A 17,460-nucleotide genomic window follows, 5' to 3' on the forward strand; every position below is an offset into this window, starting at 1 on the left:
TCGCTAGCTTGTGCGCATGATCAACGACGTACCGGCGGTCCTGCCACCCACCGTCTACCGTCACCCGCCCGCCAGGCGCACCCTGGTCCTGTGTGCGCTGTTCGTCGCGGCGGGCCTGGTGCTCGTGGGGTCGGGCGAGTCGGTGACGGCCGGTGTGGTCAGCATTCTGTTCTTCGGGCTCGGCGGCGCGGCGATGCTGGCGGTACGGATCCAGTGGGGCCCGGAACTGGTGCTGGACGCCGACGGGTTGGAGGGCCGCCAGCTGGGCCGGATCCACTGGGCGGAGATCCGGACGGCGCGGTGCAGGGTCGCGGGCAACAAGTGGATGGTCGAACTCACTGGCCACCCCGGTGCGCTCTTCCCTCCCCGGCCGTCGAAGTTCGGCGCCTGGGTGACCCGCGCCAACCGCAAGGCGGAGTTCGGCACGGTCCAGATCCACCAGGACGTTCTGCCCGTCAACGTGGCGGAGGTCCTCGGCCAAATGCTCTTGTACCACCCGGACTTGACGGCCCTGCCGCTCGCGGAGAGGACGATCGAGACAGCTCTGCGCACCCGCGTCGCCAAACCTGGAAACCGCCCCGAGAAGGACCGGCCCGAACCCATGCCGCCCACCCCGCCGCCCCCGGCCGAACCTGCGAAACCGGCCGAACCTGCGAAACCGGCCGAACCGGCCGACGCCGACCGCCTGGTCGCGGCCTTCCCGCCCCAACTGGCCGACGACGTCCGCGCGGCGCTGGTCGTCCTGCCGCCCGCCGGGCACCTGACGTCCCACGGGTTCACCGTCCAGGTATCCGGCCGACCGGTGGCCATCCCCGTCCGGATCTACCACGACGAGCCGTCCGCCGAGACGGTGAACGCGCTGACCCCGCGGCAGCGGCAACTCCTGCACTGCCTCTACACCCGGCACCACGACGGCCGGATCCGCCAGCGCCACCTGGAACGGATCGTCGGCTCGACCGACCCGTGGGTCGCCCCGTTCGTCCTCCAACTGGCGGGCGAATACGTGCTGGTGATCCTGCGCCTGATCCACGACCACCTCACCGAACTCGCCGCGCCCGGCACCGAGGGCCGCCGCGTCTACGGGCGGTTCGTCGCCGACAACCCGGCGTACTTCGCGCTCACCGGGCAGCGCGTACTGAGCTACTGGAACGCCTACCACCGCGACGCGTACCCGGACTTCCGGACCTACCCGGGCAGCGCCCTCCTCGACCTGCTCCGCGCCGCCGCCGCGGATGACGCCGCAGATGGCGCCGCAGATGGCGCCGCCGATGACGACGAGCCGCCACGAGTGAACCGGGTGCACCAATGAGGCGCCGGGAAACCAGCGTTACCGAATCTTGATCTTGATGGCGCGACGGACGGCCCGGATGCGGCGTGTATTCAGCACGTCGACGAACACCTTTCCATCCGGGGGACCACATGACCGAGGGACTCGGCTTCGACGAGTTCGCGGCCAGTCGGGCACGCCGCCTGTTCCATCTCGCGTACCTGATGTGCGGGGACTGGCACCAGGCACAGGATCTCGTGCAGACCGCACTGTCCAAGATGTACCCGGTCTGGGGGCGGCTGCGGCGCGCCGACGGGGACGCCGGAGTCGACGCCTACGCGCGGAAGGTGCTGCTGCGCTGCTACCTGTCGCACCGCCGGCTGCGCCGCTCCACCGAACTCGCCGTCGCGGAGTTCCCCGAGGAGCCGGTGGTCGGCGCCCGGGAGGGCAGTTCGGCCGCCCTGCGGATCACCCTGGTGGCCGCTCTGCGCCAACTGCCGCCCAGAAACCGGGCCGCAGTGGTCCTCCGTTACCTGGAGGACTACAGCCTGGAGGAGACGGCAGAGGCGATGGGTATCACCGTCAGCGCCGTGAAGAGCCTCAACTCCCGTTCGATGACCCGCCTGCGCGCGATTCTCGGCCCGGACCGCGCCCTGCTGCTCCAGGACTGACCCGGGGCCGACGCCCCACCCTTCGGCAACCACCCCCCGCCACTTCTGTGACATACACCTGCCAGACCGGAAGGCATCGGACATTGGACCTGGACCTGGAGCTCTCCCGGATGATGGAGACGAGCGTCATGGAACTGAGCGTCCCGGTTGCCGTGATCGTCGCCGAGAGCAACCGCCGGGGCCGCCGGCGCAGACTGGCCCGGCGGCTGCGGGTGGCGGGCGCCGCGCTCACCGTCGTCGCGCTGGCCGCGGTCGGCGCGAACGTCGGACTGTCCACCGTGGCCTCGAACCTGCCCGCCCACAGCGCCGGCCCGGCCGGCGTGGGCGTGGGCGTGGGCGTGGGCGTGCCCCCGCCCACCACCTCGCCGAGCCCGTCCGACGGCGCCGCGGCGAGTTCCGGGACCGAGTCCGGTCGGATGCTGGAGATGCCCCCGGCATCCACGCTCGGTCGGCCGCCGAGCAGCGGCACCTCGGCCCCCAAGAGTCTGCAGACGTTCACGCCCGAGGCGGTGTTCGAGACGCTCGGCGCCATGCTTCCCGCGGACTACCGGCTCCTCAAGGACGCCGTCGTCCACCCCGGCCCGCTTCCCAGCGGCACCGCCGGGGTGGTGATGAAGTTCGTCGACGGCACTGGCCAATCCGCCACCCTGGAAGTGACGATGCGCCAGTCGCGGCTGGTCTTCCCGAAGAACGGGCAGGCGCCCACCGACCCCAGCGACCTGCCGTTCCAGTGCGCGGAGAGCGTCCTGGGCAACGGAGCCCGCACCGTCATGGGCTGCGAGTACGGCTTCCTGACCGACGGCACCTGGGAGATGGTGGAGAGCAACGGCGCGGTGGCGCCGCCCCTGTACAACTACCGGGTCCGGCTGTGGCGGATCGACGGCACCGTGCTCGAGTTCACCGAATACAGCGGGACCCGCGACTTCACCGGCGACGGGGAGACCTTCGCCCGCGGCGACCAGCCGATGAACGCCCGCACCACGCCGCCGATCCCGATGCCCATCTGGCGCGGCGTCGCCGAGAGCCAGGACTGGCGCTGGTTCACCCTGCCCAAGGACTGACACCCCGCCCCGGTTGCGGAGTCTCCCGGTCAGGGCCCGTGCCACCGCGTAGGGTTGGCGCGTGACCGAACAGACGCGCAACGTGGTGGGCGACCACGCCCGGGTGGACACCGTGGTGCAGGCGCAGCACGTCAGCACGGTGAACATCCACCAGGCGGCCGCCGTCGTCCACGCCCCGGCCTTCGAACTGCCGCCGGAGCGCGCCCACTTCGTCGACCGCACCGAGGAACAGGCCCGCATCGCCGAGCTCCCCGAGCCGGACGGCACCACCCAGGGCACCCCGCAGGTGGTGACGATCAGCGGCCTGGGCGGCATCGGCAAGACCGCCCTGTGCCTGCGCGTCGGCCACCGCCTCGCCGAGCGCTACCCGGACGGCGCGCACTACGTCGACCTGGACGAGTACCGCCGCGACGGCGCGGTCGACCTGGCCGCCGTCCTCGCCGACCTGCTCTCCGGCCTCGGCGTCGAACGCGCCTGGCTGGCAACGGACTTCCGCTCGCTGGCCCGCCAGTACTGGGCCCGCACCCGCGGCGGCCGCCGACTCCTGGTGATCGACAACGCCCGCACCGGCGCCGAGGTCCAGCCGCTGCTCCCCGCCTCCGCCGCCAGCCTGGTACTGGTCACCAGCCACGGCCCGCTGTACGACCTCGGCGACACCGCCCCGCTGGAGCTCGCCCTCGCGCCGCTCTCCACCGACCACACCGCCGAACTGCTGCGCCTGCTGTTCGGCGACAAGCGCTGGGCCGCCGCCGACCCCGCCACCGTGCACACCCTGGCCACCGCCTGCGCCGGACTCCCCAAGGCCGCCGAGGTGGCCGGCGAACTCGCCCGCCGCGTCCCGCACCGCACCCTCGCCGCGCTCGCCGAACGCCTCACCGCCGAACTCCACCAGCAGGGAAGCAGGCCCGTGGAAGCCGTCTGGGACGCCGCCTACGCCGAACTCGGCGACGACGCCGCCCAGTTGTACCGCACCCTGGCCGAGTGCCCCGGCCCGTTCGCCACCGAGTACACCGCCGCCGCGCTGCTCGGCCAGGGCCTGGCGGCCACCGAGGACGCCCTCGCCGAACTCGTCGCCGCCGGACTGCTCGACTACCGGGCCGGCGGTTACCGCCGACACGCCCTGGTCCGCGGCCACGCCGACCGCCGGGCCCGGCAGGCCGACCCGGACGGCACCGAACGTGCCGACGCCCGCCGCCGGGTCCTGCACTGGCTGCGCCGCCAGAGCGCCCGCGCCGACCTGGTGATGGCCGGCGCCCGCCTCACCGTCGAAGCGGAGGTGCCGCCGCTGCCGGGCGTCCCCGACGCCGACCTCGGCACCGTCAAGTCCCAGGCGCTGCACTGGATGGAGGCCAACCGGCAGGCCCTGTACGGCGCCGTCGTGCTCGCCCACGACAGCGGCCGCGACCAGGACGCCGTGGCACTCGCCGAATCGCTGTGGACGCACTTCCTCGACCACCCCCGGCACGCCGACGCCATCGAGGCCTTCGCCGCGGCCGTGGCCGCCGCCGACCGCGCCGACCGGCTGCCCGCCCGGATCCGCACCCGCTGCCTGCTCGCCCGGCCGCTGTGGGAGACCGCCCGCTTCGAGGAGGCCGCCACCGCCCTCGACCGGGCCCGCGCCCTCGCCGACCTGCTCGGCGACGCCTCCGCCGACCGCCGACTCGCCGCCTCCGCCATCGACTTCCACGGCCAACTCGCCCTCGCCGAAGGCCAATGGGCCACCGAACACCGCGACGCCGACATCGCCCGCGCGCACTTCGCCACCGCCCGCGCCGACTTCGACGCGGCCCGCGCCATCCACCAGGAGATCGGCAACGCGTACGGCGCCGCGCTGCAGACCTACCAGTGCGCCAAAGCCGCTGCCGCCGCCGACCAGCCGGACGCCGCCGACCTGTTCGCCCGGGCGTACCAGGCGTTCACCGGCATGCCGGGCCGTCAACGCATCTCCGCCCGCGCCCGCTTCGGCCTCGGCCAGGCCCTGCTGCGGGCGGGCCAATTCCCGGACGCAGAGCCCCACTTGACCGCGGCACTCGCCGACGCCGAAGCCCGCCGCTCCACCTTCGACGAGGCCCGCATCCGCACCGACCTCGCCACCCTCGCCGAGCGCACCGGCCACCCCCAGGACGCCGCCCGCCACCGCGCCAGGGCCGCCGAACTGCGCGCCGCGTACGGCGGTGTACCGGACAGCGAGTAGGCCGCGGACCGGACCGCGATCAATCTGCGGGTTCTGCCCCCGCGGCGGGTCCCGGTCCGGTGGACCGTTCTGCGTGACGTGAGTTCAACTGCCGGATGCAGAAGGGGAGTTCGCCGAGCCGTTGCTTGACATGTACGCGGTGTGCTGTCTGGGTCGCGGACTGTCCGATTGGCGACAGCCGAAGGCCCTTCCGGGCCGCTCTCGGACGGGCGAAGCTATTGATCGCCGCCAGGGAAACCGACCGGGCGGCGAACCGGAGCAAGTGCCAACCGCGGGGCGCTGCAGCCTCGGCCGGGGCTGATCCGGCGGCCATGGTCGCCCGCGGCCACCCGGCCGTACTCCTACCGGCCCGTCGATGATTCCCGGCGGCACCGGCCGCCGGCCGAACTCTTGGCGCCGGCACCCGGATGCGATCGCTGTTCCTGCAGGACAGCCGTCTGCCGGCCCGCGCCGGGCCGAACCCGGAGGCCCGGGACGCCGCTCCACCGCCTGAACCGCCGCGAGGCACTCCACGTGCCCTCACGGTGCGATGCCGGCTGCCCCTGCAGGGGCAGCCGCCCCGCCCCGCCTCTGTGTCGCCCCGCCCCGCCTCTGTGCCGCCCCGCCCCGCCTCCGTGTCGCCCCGCCCCGCCTCCGTGCCGCCCCGCGACGCCACCGCTCGAACGGATGCCCCGAAGTGCGGGCACCGCCATGCCTTCTTACGTTTTGTCAAGGAGTCCCCATGTCTAGCCGTATCCTCCGTGTGGCCGCCGCGTTCGCTGCCGCGTCCGCCCTGCCCATGGTCCTGAGCCTCGGCGCCCAGAGCGCCTCCGCGAGCCCGCTGCCCGTCACGGGCCATACCGTCACCAGCTCACCAACGCCCGGTATCGCCTCGAAGGGATACGGAACCGCGTTCACCCCGACCGTCAAGAACCCCGCGACGGCCACCCAGGCCGAACTCGCCGCAGCCGGCGTCGCGAAACCCCAGGGCCTCTCCGCCGGAGCTGCCGCTTCCGGGGTCAATGGCGCGATCACCCGCGACGAGGTCATCGCCCGCGCCCAGTCCTGGGTCGACCAGGGCGTCCCGTACAGCCAGACCAGCTACTGGACAGACTCCAACGGCACCTACCGCCAGGACTGTTCCGGATTCATCTCGATGGCCTGGCACCTCTCGACGGCCGGCACCAACTACGGCGACACGACCTGGACGCTGCCCAACTACGCTACGCAGCTCGGAAGTTACGACGACCTGAAGCCCGGCGACATGCTGGACAACATCGACACCCACGTCGTGCTCTTCAAGGAATGGGCCGACTCGGGCCACACCGTCGCCACCGTGATGGAGGAAGCCCACAGCGGCACCGACGCGCGCATCTCCACCCGGACCCGCAGCGATCTCACCTCGGGCAACTTCAGGCCCTACCGCTACGACAACATCGTGGACAGCGCCCCGGCCCCCACGTCCCTGTCGCACTCCTCCTCGACGGTGGTGGACCAGAACGGCACGGTGCGGGTCTACCGTCGCGGGGCGGACAGCCACATCTACGAGAACCACCTGGACAAGGGCGGCCCGTGGTCGGGCTGGTGGGACATGGGCGGCAACGTGGCCGGTCAGCCGGCCGCGACGGTGGCCAAGGACGGGACGATCATCGTCGTCGGCGTGGGTGCCGACCACGTCCTCTACGAGGCCGACCTGCGTCCGTTCCAGGGCTGGAACAAGTGGATGAACCTCGGTGGCAGCAACCTGGACAACAACCCTGCCGCGGTCACCGACAACAACGGCACCGTCCGGGTGTACGCGCACGGTACCAACGGGCACCTGTACGAGAAGACCGTCGTCCCGGGTGAGCCGTGGTCGGTGACGTGGGACATGGGCGGCGACAACTACCTGACCGGCTCTCCCTCCGCCACTGTCGCGAAGGACAACACCGTCATCGTGGTCGCCGTCGGCGCCGACCACAGGCTTTACGAGAACGACCTCCGCCCGAACCAGAGGTGGAACGTCGGCATGGACCTCGGCGGCAGCAACCTGGACCACAACCCCGCCGCGATCACCGACAACAACGGCACCGTCCGGATCTACGCGCACGGCACCAACGGTCACCTGTACGAGAAGACCGTCGTCCCGGGTGAGCCGTGGTCGGTGACGTGGGACATGGGCGGCGACAACAACCTGGTCGGCTCGCCCTCCGTCGCCATCGGCCAGGACAACACCGTCATCGTGGTCGCCCACGGTGCCGACCGAAAGCTCTACGAGAACGACCTCCGCCCGAACCAGCCCTGGAACATCGGCATGAACCTCGGCGGCGAAATCCTCGCCGGTTCGCCCTCCACGGTCACCGACACCGACGGCACGGTCCGGGTCTACTCCGGCGCCACCAACGGCAACGTCTTCGAGAAGTCCGTCGTCCCCGGCCAGCCCTGGTCCGTGATGTGGAGCCTGGGCGGCAACTTCCCCGCCTGATCGCCGGTCACAGCTCCGCGTCGAGCTCCTCCGCGCGGGCCGGGCGGATGGTGAGGCGGGCGGTGAACGGGCCCAGCACGCAGTCGAGTTCGAAAGGGCCGTCGGCTGTCGGGTGGGCGCCGAGCCAGGCGTGGACGGCGGAGACGGCGGCGGTCGGGTCGATGCGGTGGATGCGCCCACCGGACCGGCCCGGGGCGAGCTGCACGGTGAACGGGCCGTGGTGGCGGTGCCGTAGCACGAAACGGTCGGCGGACAGGACGGCCGCGGCGGTCAGGCAGGCGGGGAGTTCGGCGAGCACGTGGGAGGTCCAGCCGGCCACCGTCCAGCGGCCGGAGCCCGGGCGTCGCCACAGCACGGCGGCGCTGCGCACCTGGGCCAGCGCGGCCACCGGGTGCTCGGCGGACAGGTGGTGGATCGGCAGCTCTGTCGCGGCCGGGAAGCGCTCCACCCGCACCCGCTGCCCGTCCACCTCGGCGCGCACCGCGAGCGCCGGCGCGGCCGACCGCGGCACCGACGGCAGGGGCAACGGCTGGGCCAGCACCGGCTGCCGCGGGGGCGTCAGGTCGAGCAGCCGGTACAGCTCGGTGCGCAGCAGGCCCAGCGCCTGCCCGGGCCGGTCGAACGCGTCGGCGGCCGGGCCGGGGGGAGCGGTGGCCGGGGGGAGGTCGCGGACGGTGTCCAGTCCGGTGAAGCGTGGTGCGGCGGCCAGCAGCCGGGCCATCGGGGTACCGGCGATCAACTCCCGGCCGCCGTCGTAGGCGTTCAGCACCGGACGGCCGAGCGCGGCGGCGTACAGGGCGGTGGAGCCGTGGTCGGTGATCACCGCGTCGGCGGCGACCAGGACCGCCGCCCAGTCCTGGTGCGGGGACGGCAGCAGCAGACCGGCCCGCAGCTCGGGACGGAACTGCTCGGCGAGGTCGAGCCGGCTGCGCTCGCCGACCTCGTTGGGGTGCACCAGCAGCGCGACCCGGTACCGGTCCACCGGTAGGCCGAGCACCAACTCGCCCGGCAGATCAGGGCGTTGGACCAGCAGACTCTCCGGCCCCCAGGTGGAGAGCACCGCCAGCAAGGTCCGGTCGCCGAGGTCGAGCGCGGCCCGGTACGCCTCGCGGCGGGGGTCGGACTCCAGCATCCGGTCCAGCGTCGGATCGCCGACGACGACCGCTCGGGTGGCCGCCGGCGGGCAGAACTCGGCCAGCCGGGACAGCTGTTCGGCATGACCGAGACCGTGCAGATCGGCCCACGGCGCGCCGTCGGAGAGCAGGAACGCCGGGTCGAGGCCGGACGGCAGCTCGGGCGAACCCTCCTCGCGCAGCGCCTTGTTGAAGCCCGCGCCGTGCGGCAGCAGCGCCCGGGCCCGAGCGGACAGGCTGGCCAGCGCGCCCTTCGGGCTGGTGGTCAGGACCAGGTCGAACGGCCGGGCGGTGGCCTGCTCGAAGTCGATCACCCGGGCGCCGGAACGGTCCAGCGCTGCCAGCGCCTCCAGATCGAACCGGGAACCCGGCACCAGCGTGAACCAGCGGGAGATCCGCCCGTCGCCCTCGAACACCGGCAGTACGTCCAGCAGTCGGTGCAGTGCCACCGCCGAGCGGAACGCCAGCAGCACGGAGCGCCGCTGGTCCCCTCCGGTGTCGCGCATGGGCCGATGGTATCCGTGTGCCCGCCGCGACGCCCTCCGGGACACGGCCACTGACGGCCGGCCGGGCAGCGCGGGGCTCGGCCTGATCCGCCGTCGGAAAGGCTCGGGCCGGGACGGCGAAACGCCCGCCGCCGGTGCCCGATTGACGAAACATCGGGTACCGGCGGCGGGTGGTGTGAATGGTCAGACCGTGTTGGCGACCTGCAGGGCGGCCTCCACGCCGGAGGCGATCGCGCCGGAGATCCACGCGTGGTAGCGCGGCTGGCAGTGGTCACCGGCGAAGAACAGCTTCCCTTCGACGGGCGTCGCCACGTGCGGGCCGAGGCTGAGCAGCTGCCCGGGCGTCTCGATGACGGCCTCGCCCAGCGCCCAGCGGTTGCGCAGCCAGGACTGCGAGACGTGCCGGTCGGTGACGTAGCGCCGGATCCGCTCGCCGTACAGGCCGGTCAGGTGCTCCAGCGCCTCGGTGTGCCGGTCGGCGGGGGTGAGGGCGTCGAAGCGCAGCGCGTCCTCCGCCCAGTTGTAGGCGGCCAGCACGACACCGCCGGGCGCGCCGCCGTCGCTGGGGTGGGAGGGGAAGTAGATGAACCGGCTGGCCTCGTCGGAGATGCAGCCGCCGCCGACCGCGGCCACCGCCGCGCCGTGCGGGGCGGGCTTGTAGTCGTTGCCAAGCTTGCTCTTCCAGGTGTTCTCGTCCCACTCCCACCAGCGCTCGGTGAACTCCAGCAGCACCTTGTGCGCGGTGTCGTGCTTGAGTTCGCTGATCGCGCGGCGCTTGCCGTAGGGGAGCAGCGGCTCGAAGTCGACGTGCCGCAGCGCCGCGAACGGCACCGCCAGCACCACCATGTCCGCCCGGTAGTCGGTGGACTTGCCGCCGATCGCGCCGTCGCAGGCCTCGTCCTCCGGGCCGCTCTCGGGCTCGGCCGTCACCGTCACGCCGTGCTCGTCGGTGCGGACCCGGGTGGCCACCTGGCCGCGCGCGATCGTCAGGCCCTTGGAGAGCGCCTCGGTGAGGGCGTCGGTGCCCGCGTTGAACTCGAAGTAGGTGACGGACGGGTTGATGTCGCCCGCGTCGAACACGGAGTGCAGGAAGCCGTAGGACAGCCGGCTGGTCAGGTTCTCCAGCGTGCCGACCGCCTGGATCTGGGCGTCGCCCCAGCCCTCGCCCTCCTGCAGGTAGCGCAGCAGCGAGTAGCCGTCCATGTCGTACAGCAGCTCGGCCATGCCGGTGACGCGTTCGGCGATCGGCTTGTCCGTCCAGGTGCCGTCCTTGTTCTTGTCCATGGTGTAGCCGCGGGCGGTGTCGAGTGCCTTGTCGAAGGCCTTCGAGGCGGTCTGGTTGCTGTCCCAGCCGAAGCTCTTGTTGATCGGCGCCGGGTCCTGCGCGTACTGCTGCTTGGTGACGGTCTGCCCGTTGACGTGCAGGAAGCGGCTGCCGAGACCCTTCGGCGCGACGTACGCGGGCGCTTCGCCGCTGGCGAACTCCTCGCCCGTCCACGACTTGTAGACCACCTTGGCGTCGTGCGAGACCTGGTCCGGCACCGGCGGGAGGTCCACCAGGTCGAACGGGCGGCGCGGCACCTTCAGGTGGTCGGCCAGCGCGAGGGTCAGCACGTGGCTGGACGGGATGCGCATCGCGCCGGCCTCCGCGTGCAGCCGGGAGTCCTGCCACACGTCGCCGCGGAAGGTCTTCACCCGGCCGCCCACCCGGCTGCGGTTCGCCTCCAGCACCCGCACCTTGTGGCCCGCCGCCTGCAACAGCCGGGCGCACACCATGCCGGCCACGCCCGCGCCGACCACCAGGACGTCGCGCGTCTCGGTCTTCTTCACGCGCTGACGGCCGGTCAGTAGCTTCAGGTACTCGAGCGTCAGGTCGTTGTGGTCGGCGTCGGTCAGCAGGATCCGGCGCGCCATGACGAGCGCCGCCGCCTTCCGCGCCGGGTCGGACGGAGCCGCGTCCGCCGCACGAGAGATGTCGGCCCCGGGGCCGGCCAGGGCGGCGGCCGTCACCGCGCCACCGGAGGCAAAGAGGAGTCCGCGTCGAGAGATCATCGGCCCAGCGTGGCAGCGCGCCGCGCCCCGGAACGCGCGCTCCGCCCATCGAGTCCCTTTCACCACTCGCACAGGGGGCGCTCGTCGCACCCGCCCAGCGCGCCCTTCCCGACATGTGCGCCGGGCGCTCGTTCAGCACACCCAGTCGGCGGGGTACGCCTCCCGGAACACCGTCAACTCCTCGGCGGTGCGCACGTGGACGTGCAGCCAGCACAGGTCCTCGCCGCCGTCGTGCCGCACCAGCACGCCCGGGGCGGCGTACCAGCGCAGCGGCGACTCGTCGGGGCCGGTCCACATCGGATGGTCCGGCAGCGGGAGCCGGTGGACGTGGCGGAACAGCGCGGGGAAGTGCGCGGCGGGCAGTTCGCAGGAGTCGGCGTGGGCGCCGTCCGCCAGCAGCGACTCGATCAGCACCAGCTCCACCCAGGCGAGCGAGACGCGCTCCAGGAACGGCACCCACCCGTCCCGGGATTCGACCAGCACCGGCGGGTCCGCCTCGGACAGCCGGTCGAGCGGGATGCCCCAGGCCGCCGCGCTCTGGTTCTCCACCCGGAACACCAGCGCGCGGTCCGCGGTGTCCGTCGCCTCCGACGTGAACAGCCCGGCCGGCGGGAGCAGCGGGTCCTGCGCCGAGGTCAGGTCCGTCCGGCGGCCGAGCAGGCGGTATCCGGCGCGCAGCGCGGCAGGCAGTTCGAGCTCCAATTCCCGTCCTGTTGACGCCAGTTCTTCCTCCGGGCAGCCGTCCTCGGGGCGCAGCGGCCGCCCCAACCAGGTGTCGGCGTACCAGCGCAGGAACGCCCATGCGGCGTGCTGGTCGGGCAGGCCGCCGCGGAGGGCGAGCGCGGCGTCGGGGGAATCCTGGGCGTCGGGGCGAGTGTGCACGGCCGGGGACGGTAGCAGTGCGGTCGGACGCGGTCTGCCGGGAGGGGCGGCCGATATGGTATTCCACAGAACCATGGAGAATCGAGGAACGTCCGTGACCAGTACCACCGCGCCGCCACCCGCCGAACTCGCCGCCGACCCCGCCGTTCAGCGGCACATCCTGCGGGTCCTGGTCACCTCCCAGATCCTCAGCGGAGCCGGACTGGCCGCCGGCATCACCGTCGGGGCGCTGCTCGCCCAGGACATGCTCGGCAGCACCGGGCTGGCCGGGCTGCCCAGCGCGCTGTTCACCGCCGGGAGCGCGCTCGCCGCGATCGTGGTCAGCCGAATATCCGCCGCCCGCGGCCGTCGCCCCGGACTCGCCCTCGGGTACGCCACCGGCGCCCTCGGCAGCGTCGGCGTGATCGCCGCCGCCGCGCTCCACAGCCCCGTCCTGCTGTTCCTCGCGCTGTTCGTCTACGGCGCCGGAACCGCCACCAACCTCCAGGCCCGGTACGCCGGAGCCGACCTCGCCGCACCCGGGCACCGGGCCCGGGCGATCTCCACCGTGCTGGTCGCCACCACCCTCGGCGGTGTCCTCGGCCCCAACCTGGCCGACCCCACCGGCGCCCTCGCCGAGGCCCTGCACCTGCCCCGCCTCGCCGGACCGTTCCTGCTGGGCGGCGTCGCCTACGCCGCCGCCGCGATCGTCCTCGCCACCCGGCTGCGCCCCGACCCGCTGCTGCTCGCCCGCGCCGCCGCCGCGGCCGCCCCGACCGCCGAGGCCGACACCTCCGCCGCCACCGACGCCACGTCAACCGCCCGCGTTCGCAACCGCGTCCTGCTCGGAGCGCAGGTCATGGTGGTCACCCAGCTCGTCATGGTCGGCGTGATGACCATGACGCCCGTCCACATGCACGACGCCGGACAGAGCACCGCCGCCGCCGGATTCGTCATCTCCCTGCACGTCGCCGCGATGTACCTGCCCTCCCCGCTCACCGGACGGCTCGTCGACCGGTACGGCCCGCTCGCCATCGGCGCCGCCGCCGGACTCACCCTGCTCGCGGCCGGCACGCTCGCCGCCGTCGCCCCCGCGGACTCCGCCCCACTGCTCGCCCTCGCGCTCGTTCTGCTCGGCCTCGGCTGGAACTTCGGCCTGGTCTCCGGCACCGCGATCCTCACCGACGCCGTCCCGCTCGCCACCCGCGCCAAGACCCAGGGCAGCATCGACGTCGCCATCGCCATCTCCGGCGCCACCGGCGGCCTCGCCTCCGGCACCGTCGTCGACCTGGCCGGCTACCCCGTCCTCGCCTTCGGCGGCGGCCTGCTCGCCCTGCTGATCCTCCCTGCCCTCGCCACCGCCGCCACCCGGGCCAAGCGATGACCGACCACCAGACGCCCCAACTCACCGTCGACGGACGCGGATTGCTCTGCGTCACCCTGCTGCTGCGCCTGCGCGCCGCCATCACCGACGCCCCCGCCGGCACCATCGTCCACGTCCACGCCACCGACCCCGCCGCCCCCCTCGACCTCCCCGCCTGGTGCCACCTCACCGGCCACCACTACCTCGGCCCCGTCTCCGCCGAGACCTACGCCCTCCGCCTGACCGCCACCCCCACCCCCACCCGCCCCGACGCCCCATGGCACCGCCCGGCGGACTGACGCCCCTCCGGGCGGACGCCGGGCGGTCCCGCCGCTGCCGAGCCCTGCGCGCCGCGCCCGACCCTGCGCCGACGCCCCGTGGCGCCCCCCCCGGCGGACTGATGCCTTTGCGGTGGAGCGCCTCGCGGTCGTGTTGCTGCCGGGTTCGTTGGTGCCGCGCCTGGTGGACTGACGTCACTCCACGCGGAGCGCCCTGCGGTCGCGTCGCTGCCGAGCCGTTCGCGCTGCGCCCGGCAGCCGATCCGCCCCCCGGCCCGTGCCGACGTCCCGTGGCACCGCCCGGCGGACGTACACCCCTCCGGGCGGGCGCAGGGCAGAGCGCCTCGCGTGACCTCCCCGCCGGTCACGGCTACTTCGTTCCCGTCGCCGTCGAGGCCTTCGCGCCTGTCCATCGACCCGACCCCACCCGCCCCGACGCCTGCCCCGACGCCTGCGCCCCCACCCACCCCGACGCCTGCCCCGACGCCTGCGCCCCCACCCACCCCGACGCCTGCGCCGACGCCTGCCCCGACGCCTGCGCCCCCACCCACCCCGACGCCTGCGCCGACGCCCGCGCCGACGCCCGTGACATCGCCCGGCGGACCCGGTCCCGTCGCCGTCGAGGCCTTCGCGCTGCGCCGGCCGCCGGTCCGACCCTCACCCGCCCGACGCGTCGTGGCTGCCCGGCGAACCGACCCCCTCGGGGGCGTGACCTTCCCACCGGTCGCCCCCGTCCCGCCGCCGCCCCGCCGTCGAAGTCGGCCCCGACGCCCCGCGGGCCGACAGCTCCCAGGCCTCCCGGCCGGAGGGCGGACTGAGCACCTCGGATGGGGATATAGGCTGGTCGGGCAGCGGTTCGCCCCCGTCCGAGCCAGGGCTGGAGCGTCGCAAGAGGGAACCTGGTGCGAGTCCAGGACTGCCTCGCAGCGGTGAGCGGGAACGACCGCCGTCACATGCACTGGGCCCGACCGGTCCGGGAAGCGACGGCCAGTAGACAGGCCCTCCTGGGGAGATGCCCGCGAGTCCGAAGACCTGCCGCCGCCCGCGGTGCCCACCGGCGCCGCGGATCGTCCAGCCGTGACTCGCGAAGGAGAGTTGACGTGGCAGATCAGACCGTCGCACCTGTGGTGTCCGCCGCAAAGCCCGCACAGGCGTCCGAGGTGACGCTCGCGCACATCATGAGTGAGCACGACACCAACCTCTACGGCACCATCCACGGCGGCGTGGTGATGAAGCTCATCGACGACGCCGCCGGCGCGGCCGCCGCCCGGCACGCCGAAGGCCCGGCGGTCACCGCCGCCGTGGACAGCATGGCGTTCCTGGCCCCGGTCCGGGCCGGTGACCTGCTCACCGCGCACGCGGAGCTGGAGCGGGCGGGGCGTACCTCGATGACCGTCCACGTCACCGTCACGGCCGAGCGCTGGAACGCCACGGGGCCGGTCACCCGGGTCGCCACCGGTCGGCTCACGTTCGTCGCCATCGACGCCGACAGCCACCCGCGTCCCGTCCCGGCTCTGCTGGAACCCGCGGCTGCCTGACGCGGCGCCACCGTCCGTGAGCCCGGAATGCCGTCCCACCTGGCGTTCCGGGCTCATGGTTGTCGCCGCCGCAAGGTGATCACCCTCACGTAGGGACAAACCGCACCATTGCGGACGGCGCGTGATCGACATGTTCCGTTCAAGCTCCGATTACCCCACCATGGCAGCGTGTGCCCGCCTACGCGCGTAGCGCACCGCACCACACCCCATGGTTCCTGTGGTCCTAGGAGATTGACAGATGATCAGAACGTGGAAGGCCGCCCGCCCGCTGGCCCTCGCCGCCGCCGCACTGGTGGTCGCCGCCGGCGCGAGCGCCGTCCCGCAGCACGCCACCGCGGCCACCCCCAAGAACGCCGCCGCGGCCGCCACCGGCACCCCGAAGCGGGTGCTGTTCGACAACACCAAGGCGGAGACCGCGGGCAACGCGGACTGGATCATCTCCACCAGCCAGCCCGACCCGCTGGCGCAGAACGCCAACCCGACCAGCGAGACCAGCTGGACCGGCGCCATCTCGGCCTGGGGCGTGGCGCTGCAGAAGACCGGCAACTACAGCCTGAAGACGCTGCCCGCCGGCAACACCATCACCTACGGCACCGGCGGCGCGCTCGACCTCGCCAACTTCGACGAGTTCGTGATCCCCGAGCCCAACATCCGCCTCAGCGCGGCCGAGAAGACCGCCGTGATGACGTTCGTGCAGAACGGCGGCGGCCTGTTCCTGATCTCGGACCACACCCAGAGCGACCGCAACAACGACGGCTGGGACTCCCCGGCCATCATCAACGACCTGCTGACCAGCAACGGCGTCAACAACAACGACCCGTTCGGCTTCTCCGTCGACCTCCTGAACATCACCACCGACAACCCGCGGGCGATCTCCTCCGCCACCGACCCGGTGATCAACGGGCCGTTCGGGACCGTCACCGGCTCGATCATCCGCAACGGCACCACCTTCACCCTGAAGCCCGCCGACAACCCGAACGTCAAGGGCCTGGTCTACCGCACCGGTTACAGCGGCAACACCGGTGCGGCGTTCGTCACTTCGACGTTCGGCAAGGGCCGGGTGGCGATCTGGGGCGACTCCTCGCCGATCGACGACGGCACCGGCCAGCCCGGCAACACCCTCTACAACGGGTGGAACGACCCGGCCGGCACCGACGCCGCGCTCGCCCTCAACGCCACCGACTGGCTCGCCCAGGGCGGCGGCTCCGGCGGCAACACCGGCTCGGTCTCGCTGACCAACCCGGGCGCCCGCACCGCCACCGTCGGCACCGCGACCAGCCTCCAGCTGTCCGCCACCGACACCGCCGGCGGCACGCTGTCCTACGCGGCCACCGGCCTGCCCGCCGGACTGACCGTCAACCCGGCCACCGGCCTGATCAGCGGCACGCCCACCACCGCCGGCACCAGCGCGGTGACCGTCACCGCCACCGACTCCACCGGGCCGTCCGCCACCGCCACCTTCACCTGGACGGTCGCCGCGAGCGGCGGCACCACCTGCACCCCCGCCCAGCTGATCACCAACCCGGGCTTCGAGACCGGCAGCACCTCCGGCTGGACCGAGACCAACAGCGGCGGCGCCAGCACCATCAACAGCAGCACCAGCGAGCCCGTCCACTCCGGCACCTACGACGTCTGGCTGGACGGCTACGGCGCCGCCAACACCGACACCCTCGCCCAGACCGTCACCCTGCCGACCGGCTGCAGCAGCTACAACCTCAGCTTCTGGCTGCACATCGACACCGCGTCGTCCCCGACCACCGTCTTCGACACCCTCACCGTCACGGCCAACGGCACTACCCTGGCCACCTACTCCAACGTCAACGCCGCCGCCGGCTACCAGCAGCGCACCTTCAACCTCGCCGCCTACGCCGGCCAGAGCGTCACGCTGAAGTTCACCGGAGCCGAGGACTACACCAAGCAGACCTCGTTCGTCCTCGACGACATCACGCTGAACGTCTCCTGACGCACCGTCAGTGACCTCATCGCCCCGGACCGGGCAGCCCCATCCGGTCCGGGGCTTTGCCGTTCGCTTACCTCGGCATCGAAATCCGAACTGCTTTGTGAAGGTCTTGCCATGAGGATCTTCACCTTCC

General features: G+C 72.9%; 12 protein-coding genes and 1 riboswitch. Of the genes, 9 read left to right on the forward strand and 3 right to left on the reverse strand.

Annotated elements, in window-relative coordinates:
* Positions 1-16: 16 nt before the first annotated feature.
* The 5 genes from ACFYST_RS05180 (at position 17) to ACFYST_RS05200 (ending at position 7,636) form a co-directional block, all read left to right on the forward strand.
* The gene (locus ACFYST_RS05180; RefSeq protein WP_387859990.1) at positions 17-1,309 is read left to right on the forward strand and encodes a hypothetical protein; all 1,293 of its coding nucleotides are present in this window, start codon (positions 17-19) and stop codon (positions 1,307-1,309) included.
* Positions 1,310-1,419: 110 nt separating this feature from the next.
* On the forward strand, positions 1,420-1,938 hold the full coding sequence (locus tag ACFYST_RS05185) for a SigE family RNA polymerase sigma factor (protein WP_387634113.1): 519 nt from the start codon (positions 1,420-1,422) through the stop codon (positions 1,936-1,938).
* An 83-nt stretch (positions 1,939-2,021) separates the two neighbouring features.
* Positions 2,022-2,999 (forward strand): hypothetical protein, encoded by a 978-nt coding sequence (locus ACFYST_RS05190; protein WP_387859991.1) that lies wholly within the window; start codon positions 2,022-2,024, stop codon positions 2,997-2,999.
* Positions 3,000-3,060: 61 nt separating this feature from the next.
* Positions 3,061-5,193: a hypothetical protein gene (locus ACFYST_RS05195; RefSeq protein ID WP_387859994.1), complete on the forward strand. Its 2,133-nt coding sequence runs from the start codon at positions 3,061-3,063 to the stop codon at positions 5,191-5,193.
* A gap of 721 nt (positions 5,194-5,914) precedes the next feature.
* On the forward strand, positions 5,915-7,636 hold the full coding sequence (locus ACFYST_RS05200) for a hypothetical protein (RefSeq protein WP_387859997.1): 1,722 nt from the start codon (positions 5,915-5,917) through the stop codon (positions 7,634-7,636).
* A 7-nt stretch (positions 7,637-7,643) separates the two neighbouring features.
* Here ACFYST_RS05200 and ACFYST_RS05205 read toward each other — a convergent pair whose 3' ends face one another.
* From ACFYST_RS05205 to ACFYST_RS05215, 3 genes are all read right to left on the reverse strand, one after another.
* The gene (locus tag ACFYST_RS05205) at positions 7,644-9,275 is read right to left on the reverse strand and encodes a translation initiation factor 2 (RefSeq protein ID WP_387859999.1); all 1,632 of its coding nucleotides are present in this window, start codon (positions 9,273-9,275) and stop codon (positions 7,644-7,646) included.
* 183 nt (positions 9,276-9,458) lie between these two features.
* On the reverse strand, positions 9,459-11,327 hold the full coding sequence (locus ACFYST_RS05210; protein WP_387860001.1) for an FAD-dependent oxidoreductase: 1,869 nt from the start codon (positions 11,325-11,327) through the stop codon (positions 9,459-9,461).
* Positions 11,328-11,459: 132 nt separating this feature from the next.
* Entirely contained in the window at positions 11,460-12,209 is a 750-nt protein-coding gene (locus tag ACFYST_RS05215; RefSeq protein ID WP_387860003.1) for an SMI1/KNR4 family protein, read from the reverse strand.
* Between the two features lie 94 nt (positions 12,210-12,303).
* On the opposite strand from ACFYST_RS05215, the gene ACFYST_RS05220 reads away from it, so the two are divergent.
* The 4 genes from ACFYST_RS05220 (at position 12,304) to ACFYST_RS05235 (ending at position 17,330) form a co-directional block, all read left to right on the forward strand.
* A complete protein-coding gene (locus tag ACFYST_RS05220) occupies positions 12,304-13,572 on the forward strand; it encodes an MFS transporter (protein WP_387860005.1) in 1,269 nt (422 codons plus the stop codon).
* Positions 13,569-13,850, forward strand: a complete 282-nt coding sequence (locus tag ACFYST_RS05225) for a sulfurtransferase TusA family protein (RefSeq protein WP_387860008.1) — start codon at positions 13,569-13,571, stop codon at positions 13,848-13,850. Before ACFYST_RS05220 ends, ACFYST_RS05225 begins: the two co-directional genes overlap by 4 nt.
* 868 nt (positions 13,851-14,718) lie before the next feature.
* A riboswitch (cobalamin riboswitch) is annotated at positions 14,719-14,863 on the forward strand.
* A 66-nt stretch (positions 14,864-14,929) separates the two neighbouring features.
* Positions 14,930-15,367, forward strand: a complete 438-nt coding sequence (locus ACFYST_RS05230) for an acyl-CoA thioesterase (protein WP_387860011.1) — start codon at positions 14,930-14,932, stop codon at positions 15,365-15,367.
* A gap of 238 nt (positions 15,368-15,605) precedes the next feature.
* Positions 15,606-17,330: a putative Ig domain-containing protein gene (locus ACFYST_RS05235; RefSeq protein WP_387860014.1), complete on the forward strand. Its 1,725-nt coding sequence runs from the start codon at positions 15,606-15,608 to the stop codon at positions 17,328-17,330.
* Positions 17,331-17,460 lie beyond the last annotated feature (130 nt).

Source organism: Kitasatospora sp. NPDC004614 (assembly GCF_042873675.1).
Taxonomy (GTDB): domain Bacteria; phylum Actinomycetota; class Actinomycetes; order Streptomycetales; family Streptomycetaceae; genus Kitasatospora.